The organism is Oceanobacillus phoenicis, from assembly GCF_047238145.1.
In the GTDB taxonomy this organism is placed as follows: Bacteria; Bacillota; Bacilli; order Bacillales; family Amphibacillaceae; genus Oceanobacillus.
The window spans coordinates 1,814,579-1,833,507 of the sequence record NZ_JBDFME010000001.1; the positions used below are offsets into that span (position 1 = coordinate 1,814,579).

Consider the following 18,929-nt stretch of genomic DNA (forward strand, 5'->3'; position numbering starts at 1 on the left):
CTCCTTTTAAGATATGTTTATACATATTCTGTGAAATTTCGGAGAATCCTGCTATTTACAGGTTGGGAAAAAGTAAGAGAATAATAGAAAATAAACTTTTGGTGGGGCTGTTTTTTTCGAAAATTATAATATAAAAGCCTTATTTCTAGCTTCTAAAATTAAAGTAAAAAATAAGATTATAATTAAGTTAATAAATCTAAAAATTTAGATAAAAATAAATGGTGTTTTTTTACATATTATGGTAAGATAAATGAAAATTCATATAGAGAGGGATGAATATCGATTGGTGCATTTTGGCTATATGCTTAGATTTTATAGACAAGAGCAACAAATGACGCAATCCGAACTCGCCGATGGTATTATATCAATTTCTTATTTATCAAAGATTGAAAATAAGTATGTCGACCCTCCGGATGAAGTAAAAGAATTACTATCTAGAAAACTTGGGATTAATCATACACATATACAACAAGTTCCTGTCCTAGAATTGTGCCAAAGATGGTTTAAAGCCTTGTTTTTAAGAAATATGAACACTTCAGTTATGTTATATAAACAGTTATGTAATAATAAGCAACTCATTACTGTTCAAGAAATGAATCATCTCTTTGAAATTCATAAATTAAGATTCTTTCTTATCCAAAATGATAAACAGAAGATAGAAGAGCAATTTCAAAAGCTTCAATTATTATCGCCTTATTTTACAGATACAGAATCCTATTATTGGTTGAAATTCATAGGACAATATTACTTTTGGCGAGAGAAATATAAGAAAGCAATTATCTATTTTCAAGAATCGTTGGATTGCGTGGCTTTTATTCAAGTATCACAAAAAGAAGAAAAACACGATGTGCTGTATATGATTGCATTATCGGCAAGCTATATTCGAGAAACCTATACGACACTCGTCCATGCTCAACAAGCTTTAGTATTTTATCAAAAGCAATATAACTTTAAACGTACAGCACAATGTTATATATTATTGGGGATTTCTCATTCCAGAATGCACGATTATGAAGCTGCAATGAATAACTATCAACAAGCAAAAAAAATTGCAGATCGGATAAACGATATAAATTTGCAAACAAAATGTTATCAAAATGTTGGATATTTGTTTTCTGAATGTAATCAATCGGAACAAGCCATAGATTATTATAAAAAAAGTTTTGTACTAAGAGCTGAACCAAAAAAACAATTATATCCAATTGTAGGATTGATGAAAGAATACTATCGTATCCATGATTTAGTTCAAGCAAAAGAGTGGTTAGAGAAAGGACTAGCTATCGTAGAAGAAGATGATCAATCAATGTATCGGTATGAGCTAGATGTGTATAACCAACTAATTAATAAAGTATCTTCAAAGATAGAAGAAATTATATTGGAGAAAATTATACCGTTTGTTGATGAAAAACAATTGTACTTGAAGAAAACAGCTTATTTAGAAATATTAGCGACACATTATTATGATCAAAGAAAATACAAACTAGCAGCAACTTATTATAATCATGCACTTCATACTACAAAAGTTGTTGAAGGGAGGTGAATAAGATGAAAAAGATCAACTATCTTTTAGGAATCGTATTTCTGCTAACTGTAATGGTAATTGTTCCTGTGAACGTTGGAGCAGAGAAAGTCGATTTAAAGTCATCCACTTACCAACCAACTGAAGAAGAGCATCCAGAACCTAGTGAGGAGGAACATCCTGAACCAAGTGAAGAAGAACATCCAGATCCTAGCTAAAAATAAAAGTGTTGGGACAAACGATTTTCAAAAGCAACAGTTTGTCCCAACACTTTTTTTGTGATTTAAGAAATGATCAGGCTGGATCTTTTCTTTATAAGTCGTTATCATCAATCGATTCTAAGTAATCTTCAATCATTTTTACTACAGAGGCAACTGTACCTTCTTCAAATGGTGACTGTAAATTACCTTCTTTTACAAGTTGGAGAAAAGGTTTAGATCCGCCTAATTTGCATAAATGTACATAATCTTTCCAAGCAGATTCATTATCTTCTTGGGATTTCTTCCAAAATTGGAATGCGCAAATCTGTGCTAATGTGTAATCAATATAATAAAAAGGGTCTTCATAGATATGACCTTGCTTTTGCCAGAATCCACCAGCTTCTAGATTTGGAATACCATCGTAATCCCGATGTGGTAAGTAAATCTCCTCAAGTTTTTTCCACGCTTGTTTTCTTTGTTTAGGCGTCCATTCAGGATTTTCATATACTAAATGTTGAAATTCATCAACCGCAACACCATAAGGAATAAACTGTAAAGCATCGGATAAATGAGCGTATTTATACTTTTCTACCTCATCTCCAAAGAACTCTTTCATCCAAGGATAGGTAAAGAATTCCATACTCATCGAATGTATTTCAGCTGATTCACTTGTTGGAAAATAGTACTCTGGAACACTGTAATTTCTGCTGCTATAGACCTGGAAAGCGTGACCAGCTTCATGTGTTAAAACATCAATATCATCCGATGTTCCATTGAAATTAGCAAAGATAAATGGAGAGGAATAGTCCTCGATAAACGTACAGTATCCTCCAGCTTCTTTTCCTTTCTTCGCTTCTAAATCCATGAGTTCATGATCTAACATAAATTGAAAAAATTCACCTGTTTCCTTTGATAACTCTTGATACATTTTCTTTCCGTTTTCAATAATCCATTCTGGAGATCCTTTAGGCGTAGCATTGCCAGAAGGGAACACAAAGCTTTCATCATATGCTTTTAGTTTATCGACACCTATTCGTTTTGATTGTTTCTCATATAATTTCGTAGCTATTGGCACTATAACATCACGTACTTGCTGTCGGAATACATCCACCATATTTGCATTGTAATCCACTCGCTGCATACGTAAATAGCCAACCTCTATAAAATTATCATACCCAAGCTTTTGGGCAATTTCATGTCTAACTTTAACTAAGTCATCGTAGATCCGATCTAATGCTTCTTCATTTTCAATAAAGAAACTCTGAGCTGCCTCCATCGCTTCTTTACGCACAATACGATCTTTATGTTGTGCGAAAGGGCCTAATTGAGCTAAGGTATAATTTTTCCCTTGGAACTCGATATCTGCAGACGCAATCAACTTAGAGTACTCAGAAGTAAGTTTGTTCTCTTGTTGAAGCAGCGGTATAATCTCTTTAGAAAAAGCTTTTACTTCGCAAGCTGCTAATTCAAAAAGTTGTGAACCATATTCTTTACGTAAATCTTTTTCATGCGGTGATTCGAACAATACTTTATAGAAGCTTGTTACCATCTCTTGTATCTCTGGTTCAATTAAGTCAAAGTGATCCCTTTCTTGCTGATAGTATTCATCTTTTGTGTCAATAGAAGCTCGAATATATACGAGATTATACATCGTATAAAGGTTATTTCTTAATTGATTAATTTCATCAATTGCTTTTATTGCTTGTTTCACATCAGGTGCATTTTTAAAAATATCCACCAATTGTTGAAATTTTTCTCTGCTTTTTTCGATATCTGGACGTTCATATGTATAATCTTTAAATGTGAGCATCATATGTCCCCCTTTTTCTTTATAAACTAAATTCGACATTGAGTAATGATATTCCTTGTTATGGATATAATTAATTGTATTAGAGAACTTGTTTATCTACAATATTTATGTAAAGTAAATAATACGTCAATTGACTTTATAAACATTCAATTGTAGACTTAAGTTAGAGTAATTTATTTTTGTGATGAGGTGAAAGATATGGTCGAATCAGTGATAACGATTGGGGCTATTTTGACAGCGGTAACAGCAATTGCGAGTATTTTCTTAGTTAGAATGACTTCTAAAAAATCGCATGCTGGATACTATCCAAATTTCTTATTAGCAATAGTAGGTTTATTATTAATTTTAGTCTCTTCAGTTGCACCAAAAGTTGATATTATGGGGGCAGGGTTTGGCGGACTTGGTATCGCTTGCTTATTTGCTGCCGCACTAGGCTTTATAATTTCATCCGTAATGGATTCTTATAAGAACGCAGAAGCCTAAAGATAAAGCAGACTCTGTTTAATTGCAGACTCTGCTTTTTTCTTTTTAGAGTGGATGTGAGGTAGGGAGTAAATAATTGTTAAGCGTATGAGTGCCTGAAAATCGTTGAAGTCATGAAATCTGCTCGCTCATAAGCGTAATGAGTGCCCGGAATTTGATGAGAAAGTAGAAAGTAGTCACTCACAAGCGTAATGAGTGCCCGGAATTTGGTGAGAAGAGTCAAGTCCCTATTATTGTGTAAAATCAAAAATACAAATTATCAACCACTTTAAATATATAGTTGTATTTGTTTTGGAAGGAAGGGTACCCTTCCTTCCAAAACAAATTTCGCTCACGATCAGGCCTATTTGTCCCTGTTGAAAATGGGTCTTTTCTTTTGTTCTTCTTCCTCGTAATCCATTAATACAGCTCCAATTAAACGAAAAGCAGATTGCGTATTCGGGAAGATACGAATTACTCTTTCCCTGCGTCTTACTTCTTGGTTTAGTCGTTCGAGGGAGTTTGTACTACGTATATGCTTTTGATATTCTTGTGGTTCATTAAGATACTGAATGGCATCATCAAAACCAACTTCTAAATTATTTATTACTTTTTCCAGTTTGGGATTATCTTGGCGTTGATGGACGAATTCATCTTTTATCTTTCGTGCGTTTTCAGGTGTTACTACAGCGAAAATGCGTTTTAATTCTTCTTTTATATCTTCCATTCCTTTTTTGGGTAGCCGTTCGATGAGGTTTTTCTTAAAATGAACCGTACAACGCTGCCAGGACGTTCCAATAAACACTTTCTGTATCGCTTTTTTTAATCCTGAATGTGCATCGGAAATAACGAGTTTTGGTGATTGTAAACCACGTCCTACTAATTCATTTAAGAATTCTTTCCAAGCTTCATAGCTTTCCTCATGACTTACCTTCAACCCAATTACTTCACGTTTATTCCCCTCATTTAACCCCGTGGCAATATATACTGCTTTAGATACCACTTTATGATGCTCGCGAACTTTGATATACATCGCATCTACATATACATATCGATAATAATCGGTACTTAATGAACGACTTGCCCATTCTTTTACAACCGGATCAAGCTTTTCCGTAAGACTAGATACGAAAGATTTCGAAACGTATTCTCCACACAATTGTTCCACCACATTTTTTACTTTTCGAGTGGATACGCCATTCACCACCATTTCAAGCATCGATAAAGCAAATGCTTGGTCACAACGCCTATATTTTTCAAATACGGTTGGGGCAAATTCTCCACTTCGTGTTCGAGGTACACGCAACTTGATTTTCCCAATACTCAACATATAATCTCGCTCATAGTAACCATTTCTATAGTCTTGGCGTTCTTCCGTTCGTTCATAGGTCTCCGCTTTTAAATATTCATCACGTTCTTTTTCCATGTATTCATTCAAAACTAGGATGATAGTTGATTTCACTACATGATCTAGATTGGAATTCATGATAGAGTCTTTTAGAAAGTCCATATTTAGGTTAAACTGTAATTGGGTCATTTTAATTCTCCTTCCGGTGTATTCGTGGTTGATTACATTGTAACCGAAAGAGATTAAAATGACTCTTTTTCTTTTTACACAATTATATGGACTTAATCTGAGAAAGTAGAAAGTGGTCACTCATAAGTGTGATGAGTGACCAGAATTTGGTGAGAAGTAGAAAGTGGTCACTCACAAGTGTGATGAGTGCCCGGAATTTGGTGAGAAGTAGAAAGTGGTCACTTATAAGTGTGATGAGTGCCCGGAATTTGGTGAGAAGTAGAAAGTGTTCACTCATAAGTGTGATGAGTGCCCGGAATTTGATGAGAAAGTAGAAAGTAGTCACTCATAAGCGTAATGAGTGCCCGGAATTTGATGAGAAAGTAGAAAGTGGTCACTCATAAGTGTGATGAGTGACCAGAACTCGGAAAAACTAGAAAAGGCGCTCATAAGTTAGAGAGCGCCTTTTCGTATTATCCTAAAAGTATAGTCTGTCCGTCTTCTTGTTTCACTTTTCCTTGTTTTAATAATCTTCCTAATGCACGTTTAAAGGCAGCTTTACTAATTTGAAAAGTTGCCCTTATTTCTTCAGGATCGCTTTTATCGTGGAAAGGAATGGAACCATGATTATCTTTTAAATGTTGCAGAATTAAGTCTGCGTCTTCATCGAGACTATCTTGTTTTAATGGACGCAAAGAAATATTGATAGAACCATCTTCTTTTACTGCAATTACTCTTCCCTCAACTACTTGCCCGACTCGTGGCTCTTCTTTTCTTTCTGTATGATGGATAAAACCGCGATATCCCTCGGTTGTCAGTAATGCAGCTCCTTCTTTTTCTGTGTGATAAACTGTCCCACGTACTTGATGATGAATGATTTGTTCAGGAGCAGCAAAAACCTCATTTGCAATAATGTCTTCTGATGCTGGCACAGCTAATAAGCGACCTTTTTTATCTGCTTTAAGAGTGATAAATAAGCGGTCACCTGATTTTGGCCATGTTTCTCTATATAATGGCAAGTCATCTTTAGATACAAGTATATCTTTCACGATACCGATGGATACAAATACACCTAGTCTTGGAATGACACCTACTACTTCAGCCCAATCATATATACCGACAGTAATATACGGTAAACGAGCAGAGGCAACTACTTTTCCTTGTTTATCGGTATATAGGAAAACATCCACTTCTTGATCAATCTCTAATTGTTCTTCTGTTTCCTTATTGTGTAGTAAAGCTTCTTCTCCAAATACAGTAAGTACATATCCCGTATCTATTTTTCGTATTACTTTCATGGTAATAATTGAGCCTAAAGGCAATTCTGTTTGCATTCACAACAATCCTTTCTTCGTATGTTTTATGTATGGATTGGAAAAAGGATACCCTTCTTAAAAGAGTACCCTTTTATAGTTAAAGTAACACTTTATAATTTTTTCATTCTAAGATTAATCTTATTTTATATTATTTACCGCGGTTATTTTCCTACTTGATGTTTCTACTTAAGCAATGTAAGCCCTACCTGCTCTTACATCCTTGCGACCCCTTAGTCGCGCCAGTGTGAATAAGCATCTTCCCTAAAACATAGCAGAATGCCAGATCATCACTTAATGTTACTTCTTAACTAATATATTATGGAGTATCTTATTCGATTTGTCAAGAGTATCCTGTCTGACTCTTGACGGTATATGGTAAACTAATAGGAGAGTACTATGATAGATGGAGTTGTTTTAAATGAGTTTGTTTATAGAGGTTATTTTGCCGATTATGGCAGTCTTTGCATCAGGATTTATATTACAACGTATTCGCTTGTTAGATGTGAAATCAGTTTCTGCAGTTAGTTTATACATATTAACTCCAGCTTTGGTATTTGTAACGTTATATGATGCAACATTTGATAGTGGTTTTCTAATAATATTAATTTATATGTTTGTGCTATTTTTCATTATGGTGTTTCTAAATAAATTATTAGCGAAAATCTTCGGATGGAACTCGAATAAAGAAAGTGCGGCTATCTTAGCAACAGGATTTATGAATTCTGGCAACTATGGATTACCTGTAGTTTTATATAGTATAGGGCCAGCAGCGGTTCCATATGCGATTTTTATAATGGTTGTTCAAGCCTTACAGAATAATTTCTTTGGGGTATATTATGCGTCCCGCAGTACGAGTGGAATGAAAAAAGCAGTAAAAAATGTACTGAAAATGCCAACTACATATGCAGCAGTTTTCGCATTTGTATGTTCTTGGGTGTCGATAACTATACCTGATTTTATTCATTCAACATTAACGATGGTTGGTGATGCAGCTATTCCAGTAATGATGATTATGTTAGGAATGCAACTTGGATCATTAATCGGTTTGAAATTAGACTGGCAGGTTGTTTTATCTTCGGTATCATTAAAAATGATTATTGCACCTTTAATTGCTTGGGCATTTGTTATTATTATTGATGTGGATCCATTAATTGCATCTGTTCTTATAATTATTTCGGCAATGCCTACTGCAGCAACAACGACAATGTATGCTATTGAATTTGATACGGAACCAGAATTAGTATCTAGTATTACCTTTATTTCAACGATCGTAAGTGTTATCACTTTAACTATTCTTCTAAATATTATTACATAAATGTTTTTTTACTTGAATGTTTGGGTATTGTAAGAAACAAAGGCAAAAGGAAAGGATGGATTGCCATGTTACGTACAATATTAATGATCATTGGTGCTATTGTAGTAATCAGCTTTATTATATCGTTGATTTAAAATAAACGGAAAAATATCCCAGTTAAGACGTTCATTCGTCTTTGCTGGGATATTATAATTGTTATGCAATTAAATTTAAAATTCCTATACTTATTAAAATAGCAGGTGGTAAAAATGACAGCCTGCGAAGTCTTGGATTTTTTGACAGAAAACTGCCTAATTGAATACCGCATTTCAAGAATAATCCACTCATAACAGCGGTTAAAATAGCTGTAGTTAAAGGTGGATATCCAAGCATAGCCGCACCGATTCCAGCACCAAAAGCATCTAATGCAAGTGCTAACCCTAACAAGAATGCTTCGCCAACCGAAATTACTCCTGATTTATCAAGGTCTGCGTTATTTGGTGTTGACATTACAGTTTTGAGATTTTCCAATTTCGATGGATCATTTAATTCTTCGGAGTTTGCGGAATCTTTTTTAGAACGAAATATATTGATAAGAGAGAAGACCCCGAGGAAAATTAATATACTACCACCTAACATACTTGTAATTTTTGTAGATAAAAAAACACTTATAATCTCTCCAATTGTCATCGAAGTGTAGACAATGCATCCTGAACAAATCATAATTATTAAAATTGCAATAAATGGAACCTTTATTTTGCGCATTCCATATGTGATACCAACGCCCAATCCGTCTAAGCTAACTGCCATAACAAGTAAGAGCATTCCAGCATATATCAGCATGATGAACATCCTCTTTCATAATGAAACTCGGTGTTTTGTAGTTTATAGTATGGTTATGGAGACGATGTTGTGATTGCATCATCCCATACAGTTTGAGGAAAATATGTTACAGTAAACTATGAAATAATATAGATATCTCAGAAATGAGGAGTACATAAATGAGTAAAACAGTAGTTTTAGCAGAAAAACCATCCGTTGGACGAGATATAGCAAAAGTACTCGGATGTCATAAAAAAGGGAATGGATATTTAGAGGGAACGAAGTATATTGTAACGTGGGCTTTAGGACACTTGGTTACATTAGCAGATCCAGATATGTATGATGATAAATATAAAACATGGCGTATGGAAGATTTACCTATGCTTCCAGACCACTTGAAGCTTGTGGTTATGAAAAAGACAGGAAAGCAATTTCAGTCGGTAAAAACCCAATTAAATCGTCAAGATGTTGCTGATATTGTCATTGCTACAGATGCCGGTAGAGAAGGTGAGTTGGTCGCGCGTTGGATTATTGAAAAAGCCAGAGTGAAAAAACCGATTAAACGTCTTTGGATTAGTTCCGTAACAGATAAAGCAATAAGAGATGGTTTTAAACTTTTAAAACCAGGAAAAAATTATTGGAATTTGTATCAATCAGCTGTAGCACGTTCAGAAGCTGATTGGTATGTAGGACTTAACGCAACAAGAGCATTAACAACGAAACATAATGCACAACTATCTAGTGGGCGCGTGCAAACTCCTACATTGGAAATGGTGGCGTTACGAGAACAAGAAATCAAAAATTTCCAACCTCAAACGTTCTATCAATTAGAAGCAAAAACAAATAAAGGACACCGCTTTTTATGGAAGGATGAGAAGAACCAAAATCGAATCTTTTCGAGAAACCATGCACTTCAGTTAGAAGAAAAGTTAACTGATAAACAAGCTGTAGTCGTCCATGTAGATAAAAAACTAAAAAAGAAACATGCTCAAGGGCTTTATGATTTAACGGATTTACAACGAGACGCAAACCGAATATTTCAATTTTCAGGTAAACAAACATTATCCGTTATGCAAAAACTATATGAACAACATAAACTGGTAACTTATCCTCGTACAGATTCAAGGCATTTATCGACTGATATTGTACCAACATTAAAAGATCGGGTAAAAGCTTGTGGTGTAGATGAATATGCGAAAACAGCAAACACTATTTTAAAAAAAGAATTACGATTGAGTAAATCGGTTATAGACAATTCAAAAGTAACAGATCATCATGCGATTATTCCAACGGAGGTTCCAGTAGATTGGACTGCATTAGATGATAAGGAGAAGAAGATATATCATTTAGTCGTACAAAGATTTCTGGCAGCTTTGTCTGATCCCATGGAGTATGAACAAACAACTATTACTGTTGACATTGCAGGCGAACAATTCATAGCTAATGGTAAAGTCACGAAACAACTTGGATGGAAAGAACTCTATAAAAACAACAATGAAGAAGACGAATTACAACCATTAAACGTCTCAAAAGGAAGCAAACTATCCTTAAAAGTTGAGTTAAAAGAGGGTGAAACAAAGCCACCTGAACGCTTTACTGAAGGTACTATTTTGCAGGCGATGGAAAATCCGACTCGTTATATGGGTACGAATAAAAAAGAATTAGTAGATACCATTAAAGAAACGGGTGGAATAGGTACTGTAGCCACCCGTGCAGATATTATTGAGAAACTATTTATGAATAGCTACATTGAATTAAAAGGAAGAAATATTCATTTAACACAAACGGGACGTCAGCTACTAGATCTTGCTCCAGAAGAATTGCGTTCTCCTTTGTTAACTGCAGAATGGGAACAAAAATTATCGCTTATTGCGGAAGGTAAATTGAAGAAAGAACAGTTTATCAAAGAAATTAAATTATATACAAAAAAAGCAGTTACAGAGATTAAGCAAAGTAATGAAACTTTCAAGCATGATAACATGACTGGAACAAAATGTCCGAAGTGCGGAAAACTTATGTTAGAAATTAAAAATAAACACGGAAAGAAATTAGTATGCCAGGACCGTTCCTGTGGTGGCAAGAAAAATATTGCTAAGTATACGAATGCGCGCTGTCCAAATTGCCATAAGCGATTAGAACTTCGTGGAGAAGGTGATGGGCAAATATTCACTTGTAAGTGCGGACATCGTGAAAAATTATCTACTTTCCAAGCGAGAAAAGAGAAAGAGAAAAAACAAAAAGTATCCAAAAAAGATGTGAAAAAATACTTGAATAAACAAGATGAGGGATTTAAAAATAATGCATTAGCTGACGCATTAGCTAAACTGAAAAAAGATGAATAAAAATAGAAAAAAACTGTCTCCATTAAGAGGCAGTTTTTTGTGTTAAAAGACTCCTATTAGTCAACAGTGATATAATATTTATAAAATTCTTTAAAAATGATACTTATTACTTAGTTCTTTTTTACTTATTTTATTTGGATTTAAGATAAAAACAGTGCTATTCTACTCTACGAATGATTTGAATTTGTCGATATAATATGAAGATATAATGGGATTTTTCTGATTTTGAAACGAGGTGTTTGAATGTCTTTACATTCAATTGATTTACAAATGAGTAATGTTCATGAGCAAATTTATAATTTAAATTATCAAATGGATCAGAGAAGTGAAGATTTAGAACGATTAGAACAAGTAATTAACGATGTAGAATTATATCAACAAGAATATGATCAAAGTAAAAAGCACTGGGAACAACCATTATTAACACGTACAACATGGACAGGAGAGTTTGCGGTTCAATTTGAATCTATGCGAGAAGAAAACATCCGGGAAAGCTATCATCATGTTTCAAGGGTTCAATTAGAACAGATTCTACATACGCTTTTGAAAGCGAGAGATACATTACGTTCAGAAGTCGCTGGATTAGAATCTGACATCCAACATCAAGAACTACGATTAGACGATCTCGAAGTGATGAAGCGAGAGGAGCAGTATACATAGATGAGTGAGATAAAATTAGATGTTGCGCAACTTGAACAAAAGCTTATTTTTTTAAATGAAACAATTGCAAATTTACATATTGATGTTCAAGAATCTCCTTCCGGTCAGAGTATCATGAACTTTTCAGAAAAAATCAATGAAATTAATCAAAATATGAAGCAAATATTTCAAACATATCAACAACTAGCTGAGCAACATGTAAAGTCGACTAAGTTGGTTGTAGAATCTCTAGAAGAAGCAGAAAAATTTTCGGCACAAAACTTTAATGTTTAAAGATAATATCAGTAAGGATACCTTCATCATACAATATTTTAAGTAAATATTGGTGGGGGTACGAAATGATTAATATTAGCCTATGTATGATTGTGAAAAATGAGGAGGACGTTTTGCAGCGTATTTTGTCTTGTGCAAAACGTTTTTGTGATGAAATTGTAATTGTGGATACTGGATCAACAGATAGTACGATAGATATAGCTAGAGAATTTACTGATAAAATTTATGAGTTTGAATGGGGCGACTCTTTTGCAAAAGCTAGAAACTTTTCATTTTCAAAGGCAACGAAGGACTATATCTTATTTTTAGATGCAGATGATGTTATTGATGATAACAATATAGAAGAATTAATAAATTTAAAGAGTGAACTAGAATCAACTTATGATGTTGTCACTATGAAATATATCACTGCCACAGATGAATATGGTAATCCTACATTTTCCTTTAAACGCCATCGCTTAGTAAAACGTTCAAGGAATTTTTTATGGTATGGTAATGTCCATGAATATTTAGCTGTAAGTGGTAAAGTATTAGATACGGAGATTTCAATAATTCACAAACCAAACTTCTCAAATAAAAAAGACAATTATAGAAATATAAAAATTTATGAAAAGATGGATATAGAAGAAGTCGAGTTTACTGCAAGGGACTTATTTTATTATGCAAACGAATTAAAAGATCATAAACGTTATCAAGAAGCAATTGATAAGTATATAGAATTTTTAATGACAAGAGAAGGTTGGATAGAAGATAATATTCGTGCATGCATTTATATGGCGAATTGTTATCGAACCCTTGAACAGCCGGAGAGAGAAATTGATTGTTTACTTCAATCCTTATCATTTGATATACCGAGGCCAGAGGTTTCTTGCCGTTTGGGAGATTTGTATAAAGAGAGATTACAATATCAAAAAGCGATTGTCTGGTATAAGATAGCTTTGGAAAAGGAAGCTGAAAACAATATGGGATTCCAGTTGAAGGACTATTCTACTTGGTATCCTCACCTACAATTATGTGTTTGTTATTGGCATGTTGGAGATAGGGAACAGTCGGAATATCATAACCAAAAAGCAAAAGAGTTTCGACCAAATGATAATAGAATTTTATCAAATGAGCAGTTGTTTATGCGTAAATAAATGGCAGTAATCCGAGGAATATGAATAGTTTTATAGAAAAAATGACCATTCTTTCTGAAAGATGGTCATTTTTTTCTATTGTGAATTATTAAGAGTTAATGAGATTAACTAATGGTAATACCAGCACTTGCGTATCCAGCTACTGTTGTAGCAACTGTAAGACCAGTACCTGTAACAGAGAATACCATTAATAACCGATCTCCGGCAGTCACTGGAATAGATAGTTCAGATAACAGTCCTCTTGCAATAGCACCAATTGAAATAACTCCTGTTAAACTAGGTGTAAGAGAGACGTTTGTTCCAGCTATAGCAGTAAATGTGTTTGTAGCTGGAGCTGCAGACCGGAAAAGTTGAGCATGGATTGTCACACTCGACGTCAATAAACTTAGAGCTGCTGTAACGCTAAAATAGGCTGATATAGATGTTATTGTTCCAGATCTTGGGACAGAGAATGCCATATTTAGTAACGTTCCTGCTGCTCCAGTTAGGTCAATAGTTGTTCCTCCTACCAGTGCTGTATTAGCAGTGTTTCCGAATCCAATTAATTCAACAGTGCCCGCTAATCCAGTTAATAGAACAGTTAAAGCCGTTGGTAACCCAGATGCAAAAGGAAGAATTGCACTTGCTCCTGTAGCCCCCGTAACTCCAGTTGCTCCGGTTGGTCCTGTGGTCCCCGTCGCACCAGTAGCCCCGTCAAGTCCATCTGCGCCCGTAGGCCCGGTAGCGCCGGTAGGTCCCGTCACACCATCAATGCCATCAGCGCCGGTCGCACCTGTAGCGCCCGTAGGCCCGGTAGCCCCATCAATCCCATCAGCCCCGGTTGGACCTGTAGCGCGTGTGGCCCCAGTCACACCGTCAATCCCATCAGCCCCGGTAGGCCCAGTAGCGCCTGTGGCTCCAGTCACACCATCAATGCCGTCAGCGCCGGTCGGACCTGTAGCACCAGTAGGCCCGGTTGCTCCTCTTAGTAGCACCGGTCGGCCCAGTAGCCCCCGTTGGACCAGGAATAGGGTTTGGTGGAGGACCGAAGCATGTACACTCATATATACAATTACAATGTGTCTCAGGTTTATGATAATGAAAATTAGAAGATTGGTTATGGTAATGTCGTTTTTTTGAATAATATATTTTGTCTTGATTTCTTCTATAATCATTGTGGTTATTCAAATTAATACCCCCTTAAAATTTCTCTATATTTATATATAGATAAAAAGTAACAGAAGGTAAGGGGGAATTGCTTATTAATTATAAGAAATAGTTAAAAATCTACTTCTACAAAAAAGAGCCAATCTCATCTGATTGGCTCTTCTCTAACTTATATTTAAATACCTTTGTAATGATATTCGTCTTCAACATTATTATCACTATCTAATATTTGAACCGTACTAGGTGTATTTTCCTTTGCCATTTGCGTAGCGGAACTAATCGCCTCATCTTTTGAATCATATAATTCTTCGGGTGCTACATTTTCTAGTTTAATAAACCATCCTGTTGCATCTAAATTTGGGGTTACAGTATATAATCTCATCAAACATATCTCCTTTTATCTAAGTTGTAGTTATAAAATAAATATACCCACCTGTAATTAACGTTAAACTAAAAGGTAATCACTGGTAATAAGAACTAATTTTCAAATAAATATGTACAAATTTAAGATTTTCCTATATAATTCTCAAAAAAGGAACATTAAAGGAAATTTTCCGTTAATAATGGAGGGGATACATATGAGAAATATTGATCAACAACTATCAGATTTAACGGATGAAATTATTAATAATCGAAGATTTTTACATGAAAATCCGGAATTAAGTCATCAAGAAAAGGAAACGTCAGCCTTTGTTCAACAGAAATTACAAGAATATGGTATTGATTGTGAAACAGGTTTTTCTGGGTACGGTGTGTTAGGTATTATAAAAGGAGCAAAAGCTGGTAAAACCGTTGCTTTAAGAGCAGATATGGATGCTCTTCCGATTCAAGAGGAGACCAATCTATCTTATAAATCAAAAAAAGAAAATATAATGCATGCTTGTGGACATGATGCACACACATCTATGCTTCTAGGAGCAGGATATATCTTAAAACAAATGCAAAAAGAATTATCAGGTACAGTATTACTTGTTTTCCAACCTGCAGAGGAAGATGCGCCTATAGGTGGATCACAAACAATGATGGATAATGGAATATTTTCTATTTATGAACCGGATGTAATATTTGCACAGCATGTATGGCCATCAATAAAGCCTGGCATTATTGGTGTGCATGATAAAGAAGTGATGGGAGCATCGGATCGTTTTAAGATAATACTTGAAGGTAAAGGTGGACATGCAAGCATGCCACACCAAACGAATGATGCAGTGGTTGCAGCTGGTCACTTAATTACTTCATTACAAACTATCGTTAGTAGAAATTTAGATCCAATGGAAGCGTCGGTAGTTACTATTAGTATGCTAGAAGCCGGTAGTGTTCCAAATATCATTCCCAAAACGGTTACGTTACAAGGATCTATTCGAACATTTCAACCACATATTCAAAAGCGATTAAAGGAACGGTTTTTTACAATTACCAATCAAATTGCAGAAGCTTTTGGTACGAAGGCTGAAATTGATTATCAAGAAGGATATCCTGCAACAATAAACACGCCAAAGTGGGCACAAGTTGCTCGTAAGGCTGCCCAATCTGTCTATGGGAAATCAGCGACACCGGATATGAATCCTGCTTTAGCTGGTGAGGATTTTGGAAGGTTTTTACAAAAATATCCTGGAGCATTTATTTGGTTAGGTACTCAAATAGACAATGAAGATGATCAAGCGCCACTTCATGACAGTAAATTTCAAATAGATGAGCGTGCATTACCAAATGGTACTAGATTGTTAGTACAAATAGCGCTCGATGCATTACAAGTGTTGCGACAGGAGGGAGATCATGTCTAAATTTATTCATAATCTAACTCATGAACTGACTCACTGGCGCAGGATGTTCCACGCTTATCCAGAACTAGGATTTACAGAATATTTAACTACTTATCGTATTGGGAAATTATTAGAGGGCTGGGATTATTCGATATTTATTGGTGAAGATGCTCTTGATTCTGATGCAAGGGTCGGTATACCAAATACAGAGATTTTAACTCATTTTGAACAAAAGGCAAAAGAGCAAGGTGTAGAAGATTCTTGGCTTCGTAAAATGGCTGGTGGAAATACTGGTTTAGTAGCTACCTTTGATACTGGTAGACCTGGAAAACATATTGCCCTTCGATTTGATATAGATGCTTTACCTATTAAAGAGTCAACACAGCCATCTCATACGCCGACAAGTAAAGGGTTTAACTCCATAAATCCAAAGGTGATGCATGCATGTGGTCATGACGGCCATATTACGATTGGATTAGGTGTTGCCAAATATATTTATGAACATCAAAACCAATTAGTCGGAAAATTCACCTTCTTATTTCAACCAGCAGAAGAGGGAGGTCGAGGTGCGTTAGCGATGACGAAAAAAGGCTGGTTAGTTGATGTTGACCGTTTTTACGCTGGACATATTGGAATAGAAGAAATGTCAGTTGGAACTGTTGCAGCAACCGTGAAAGGATTCCTAGCTTCTACTAAATTAAATGTTCGTTTTCATGGTAATGCATCACATGCAGGTATGAATCCTGAAACTGGAAAGAATGCACTTCTTTCTGCTTCATCAGCTTCAATACATCTATATGGTATACCTAGACATAGTAAAGGTACGACGAGAGTAAATGTAGGTAAATTAGAGGCAGGTAGTGGCAGAAATATTATTCCTGACGAAGCTTATATGGAAGTAGAGGTTCGCGGGGAGACAAAAGAATTAAACAATTATATGACAGAGCATGCAAAAAGAATCATAAATTCAGCCGGCTCAATGCACGATACGAATTGCGAAATAACTATTGTTGGTTCAACAGAGGAAATGGATTGTAGTCCGTCCATAATAAGTAACATTAAACATGCATGTGAAAATAGTGATTATATAAAAAATATCATCTCTGAAGCATCGGTATCAGGTTCTGAAGATGCTAGCTATATGATGAATGAAGTACAAAAACATGGTGGTAAAGCGACATATATGTTATTTGGTACAAAATTAGATTATCCGCACCATCATCCATTCTTTGATTTTCAGGAAGAAGTATTACCAGTTGCTGTTGATACGTTCACTAGAGTTATAGAACAAGAGAATGCTTATAATCCTGGAGAGAGGTAGATAATGTGAAAATAAAAATTGGTGTTATTGGACCTGCTGATTCAGTGAAACAAATAATGGCAGTGGCAAAAGAGTTTCCTAATACTGAAATTACCCCTTTTACGTATAATCATTTAGAAGAAATACACGGCATTATTCAAGAAAATGATATGGGTATGGATCAATGGTTTTTTTCCGGGATTTTAAATTACAGTTATGCAACTGAAAAGAATTTGGTTACAAACCATAATGCGCTATACCCAAATATGAGTGGATCAACTTTCTTCGGTACATTATTAGAGGCTCAACTAGAAAACGATCAAGTGTATAAACGAATAAGTATGGATACGATTACCAATGAAGAAGTCGAAAAGATAGTTTCTTATTATCGATTAAAACAAATTAAATATTTTAATCGTCCGTTTCAATCATATGCAGATCAAAAAGAACGTGTGGCGTTTCACGAAGATTTATTTGAACAAGGAAAAACGGATATTGCGATAACCTTTATATGGGAAACATACAATGAGCTCAAAAGAAAAGGAATTCCAGTATTTCGTGTCACACCTTCTTATTTATCAATCGAACAAACCTTTCGTATATTAGTTGAACGAGCAAAAACTTCTCGTTATAAAAATGCACAGCTTGCGGTAATTGGCTGTCAGGTGAATATTGATACATCTGTCGAAGATATACATTATTCTTTTCGAATGAAACATAAGGAAATTGAACTCCGAAGAACACTCTTATTTATCACTGAAAAGGTTCATGGTTCTTTATTACAGATTGGAGACGGATTATTCTTAATATTCACTACCAGAGGTGAAATTGGACCACAATCTGAGGCGGAATTATTAAGTATGATTCATGATGTAAAAGAACAAGAAAATATGGAACTTCTAATTACAATTGGTTATGGAGAAACGGTTTCCCAGGCTGAACAACATGTACGTAAAGGGTTCCATCATCAAAAAGATCAACATCTTCCGTCTATAGTCATCATTGATGAAGATGAAACAATCACTGTGAAGCATGGGGATGATACATCTGTTTCCTATAAAACGATTGAATTAGGGGAGAGTTGGCGGAACAAGATCAAACATACCGGTGTAAGCCCTGGGGTAGTCCATCGTATATTCTCATATAGCAAACGATATAACCATAAGGAATTTACCGCTCAAGATTTATCACGATGGCTTAAAGGAACGGATCGTAATGCAAGAAGGATCATTACATTATTAGAAAAAGCGAATATCATCGAACAATGTGGTGAAATCCAATCGGGAATACGTGGTAGACCACGTAGAGTTTTTTGTTTTAAAGAAAAAGAGTCATTTAAATAGAGGGGGAAATTAAATTGGCGAAGCAAA

The 18,929-nt window shown here is 35.1% G+C and carries 16 protein-coding genes and 1 pseudogene; 11 read left to right on the forward strand and 6 right to left on the reverse strand.

Going from position 1 to position 18,929, the window contains the following annotated elements; all coding sequences use genetic code 11:
• The first annotated feature begins 250 nt into the window (after nt 1–250).
• Nucleotides 251–1,540 carry a helix-turn-helix domain-containing protein gene (locus tag ABC346_RS09050; RefSeq protein WP_413234545.1) on the forward strand — a complete coding sequence of 430 codons (1,290 nt, stop codon included), beginning with the start codon at nt 251–253 and terminating at the stop codon, nt 1,538–1,540.
• 5 nt (nt 1,541–1,545) lie between these two features.
• Entirely contained in the window at nt 1,546–1,737 is a 192-nt protein-coding gene (locus ABC346_RS09055; RefSeq protein ID WP_413234546.1) for a hypothetical protein, read from the forward strand.
• Nucleotides 1,738–1,831: 94 nt separating this feature from the next.
• On the opposite strand, the gene ABC346_RS09060 is transcribed toward ABC346_RS09055, so the two are convergent.
• Nucleotides 1,832–3,529, reverse strand: coding sequence for a M3 family oligoendopeptidase (locus ABC346_RS09060; protein WP_413234547.1), 1,698 nt, complete (start codon nt 3,527–3,529; stop codon nt 1,832–1,834).
• 198 nt (nt 3,530–3,727) lie between these two features.
• On the opposite strand from ABC346_RS09060, the gene ABC346_RS09065 reads away from it, so the two are divergent.
• Nucleotides 3,728–4,012: a hypothetical protein gene (locus ABC346_RS09065; RefSeq protein WP_413234548.1), complete on the forward strand. Its 285-nt coding sequence runs from the start codon at nt 3,728–3,730 to the stop codon at nt 4,010–4,012.
• 343 nt (nt 4,013–4,355) lie between these two features.
• On the opposite strand, the gene ABC346_RS09070 is transcribed toward ABC346_RS09065, so the two are convergent.
• Both ABC346_RS09070 and ABC346_RS09075 read right to left on the reverse strand, forming a co-directional pair.
• Nucleotides 4,356–5,528 (reverse strand): IS256 family transposase, encoded by a 1,173-nt coding sequence (locus ABC346_RS09070; protein WP_413234223.1) that lies wholly within the window; start codon nt 5,526–5,528, stop codon nt 4,356–4,358.
• Nucleotides 5,529–5,980: 452 nt separating this feature from the next.
• Entirely contained in the window at nt 5,981–6,841 is an 861-nt protein-coding gene (locus tag ABC346_RS09075) for a CvfB family protein (protein WP_413234549.1), read from the reverse strand.
• Between the two features lie 400 nt (nt 6,842–7,241).
• Here ABC346_RS09075 and ABC346_RS09080 point away from each other — a divergent pair, with 400 nt between their 5' ends.
• On the forward strand, nt 7,242–8,138 hold the full coding sequence (locus tag ABC346_RS09080; RefSeq protein ID WP_413234550.1) for an AEC family transporter: 897 nt from the start codon (nt 7,242–7,244) through the stop codon (nt 8,136–8,138).
• Nucleotides 8,139–8,333: 195 nt separating this feature from the next.
• On the opposite strand, the gene ytaF is transcribed toward ABC346_RS09080, so the two are convergent.
• A complete protein-coding gene (gene ytaF, locus ABC346_RS09085) occupies nt 8,334–8,960 on the reverse strand; it encodes a sporulation membrane protein YtaF (RefSeq protein ID WP_413234551.1) in 627 nt (208 codons plus the stop codon).
• Nucleotides 8,961–9,118: 158 nt separating this feature from the next.
• Here ytaF and ABC346_RS09090 point away from each other — a divergent pair, with 158 nt between their 5' ends.
• The 4 genes from ABC346_RS09090 (at nt 9,119) to ABC346_RS09105 (ending at nt 13,350) form a co-directional block, all read left to right on the forward strand.
• Complete coding sequence (locus ABC346_RS09090) at nt 9,119–11,281, forward strand: DNA topoisomerase III (RefSeq protein ID WP_413234552.1); 2,163 nt, start codon at nt 9,119–9,121, stop codon at nt 11,279–11,281.
• A 243-nt stretch (nt 11,282–11,524) separates the two neighbouring features.
• Nucleotides 11,525–11,941: a DUF5082 domain-containing protein gene (locus tag ABC346_RS09095; protein ID WP_413234553.1), complete on the forward strand. Its 417-nt coding sequence runs from the start codon at nt 11,525–11,527 to the stop codon at nt 11,939–11,941.
• Nucleotides 11,942–12,214: a YwqI/YxiC family protein gene (locus ABC346_RS09100; RefSeq protein WP_413234554.1), complete on the forward strand. Its 273-nt coding sequence runs from the start codon at nt 11,942–11,944 to the stop codon at nt 12,212–12,214. It begins immediately after the preceding gene.
• A gap of 65 nt (nt 12,215–12,279) precedes the next feature.
• Complete coding sequence (locus ABC346_RS09105; protein ID WP_413234555.1) at nt 12,280–13,350, forward strand: glycosyltransferase; 1,071 nt, start codon at nt 12,280–12,282, stop codon at nt 13,348–13,350.
• Between the two features lie 104 nt (nt 13,351–13,454).
• Here ABC346_RS09105 and ABC346_RS09110 read toward each other — a convergent pair.
• Nucleotides 13,455–14,352, reverse strand: a pseudogene (locus ABC346_RS09110) (exosporium glycoprotein BclB-related protein); the annotation flags it as partial.
• A 319-nt stretch (nt 14,353–14,671) separates the two neighbouring features.
• A complete protein-coding gene (locus ABC346_RS09115; RefSeq protein ID WP_413234556.1) occupies nt 14,672–14,878 on the reverse strand; it encodes a DUF2188 domain-containing protein in 207 nt (68 codons plus the stop codon).
• A gap of 196 nt (nt 14,879–15,074) precedes the next feature.
• On the opposite strand from ABC346_RS09115, the gene ABC346_RS09120 reads away from it, so the two are divergent.
• From ABC346_RS09120 to ABC346_RS09130, 3 genes are read left to right on the forward strand one after another with little or no spacing between them, the layout of a single operon-like run.
• Entirely contained in the window at nt 15,075–16,280 is a 1,206-nt protein-coding gene (locus tag ABC346_RS09120) for a M20 metallopeptidase family protein (RefSeq protein ID WP_413234557.1), read from the forward strand.
• Nucleotides 16,273–17,580, forward strand: a complete 1,308-nt coding sequence (locus ABC346_RS09125; protein ID WP_413234558.1) for an amidohydrolase — start codon at nt 16,273–16,275, stop codon at nt 17,578–17,580. The genes ABC346_RS09120 and ABC346_RS09125 overlap by 8 nt, the downstream gene beginning before the upstream one ends.
• Nucleotides 17,581–17,585: 5 nt before the next feature.
• Entirely contained in the window at nt 17,586–18,902 is a 1,317-nt protein-coding gene (locus tag ABC346_RS09130) for a hypothetical protein (protein WP_413234559.1), read from the forward strand.
• Nucleotides 18,903–18,929 lie beyond the last annotated feature (27 nt).

Coding starts and splice junctions, on each gene's coding strand:
- ABC346_RS09080 (WP_413234550.1), top strand. CDS start 7,242: ATGAGTTTGTTTATAGAGGTTATTTTGCCGATTATGGCAGTCTTTGCA.
- ABC346_RS09060 (WP_413234547.1), bottom strand. CDS start 3,529: ATGCTCACATTTAAAGATTATACATATGAACGTCCAGATATCGAAAAA.
- ABC346_RS09090 (WP_413234552.1), top strand. CDS start 9,119: ATGAGTAAAACAGTAGTTTTAGCAGAAAAACCATCCGTTGGACGAGAT.
- ABC346_RS09070 (WP_413234223.1), bottom strand. CDS start 5,528: ATGACCCAATTACAGTTTAACCTAAATATGGACTTTCTAAAAGACTCT.
- ABC346_RS09125 (WP_413234558.1), top strand. CDS start 16,273: ATGTCTAAATTTATTCATAATCTAACTCATGAACTGACTCACTGGCGC.
- ABC346_RS09065 (WP_413234548.1), top strand. CDS start 3,728: ATGGTCGAATCAGTGATAACGATTGGGGCTATTTTGACAGCGGTAACA.
- ABC346_RS09105 (WP_413234555.1), top strand. CDS start 12,280: ATGATTAATATTAGCCTATGTATGATTGTGAAAAATGAGGAGGACGTT.
- ABC346_RS09055 (WP_413234546.1), top strand. CDS start 1,546: ATGAAAAAGATCAACTATCTTTTAGGAATCGTATTTCTGCTAACTGTA.
- ABC346_RS09075 (WP_413234549.1), bottom strand. CDS start 6,841: ATGCAAACAGAATTGCCTTTAGGCTCAATTATTACCATGAAAGTAATA.
- ytaF (WP_413234551.1), bottom strand. CDS start 8,960: ATGCTGATATATGCTGGAATGCTCTTACTTGTTATGGCAGTTAGCTTA.
- ABC346_RS09095 (WP_413234553.1), top strand. CDS start 11,525: ATGTCTTTACATTCAATTGATTTACAAATGAGTAATGTTCATGAGCAA.
- ABC346_RS09100 (WP_413234554.1), top strand. CDS start 11,942: ATGAGTGAGATAAAATTAGATGTTGCGCAACTTGAACAAAAGCTTATT.
- ABC346_RS09120 (WP_413234557.1), top strand. CDS start 15,075: ATGAGAAATATTGATCAACAACTATCAGATTTAACGGATGAAATTATT.
- ABC346_RS09115 (WP_413234556.1), bottom strand. CDS start 14,878: ATGAGATTATATACTGTAACCCCAAATTTAGATGCAACAGGATGGTTT.
- ABC346_RS09050 (WP_413234545.1), top strand. CDS start 251: ATGAAAATTCATATAGAGAGGGATGAATATCGATTGGTGCATTTTGGC.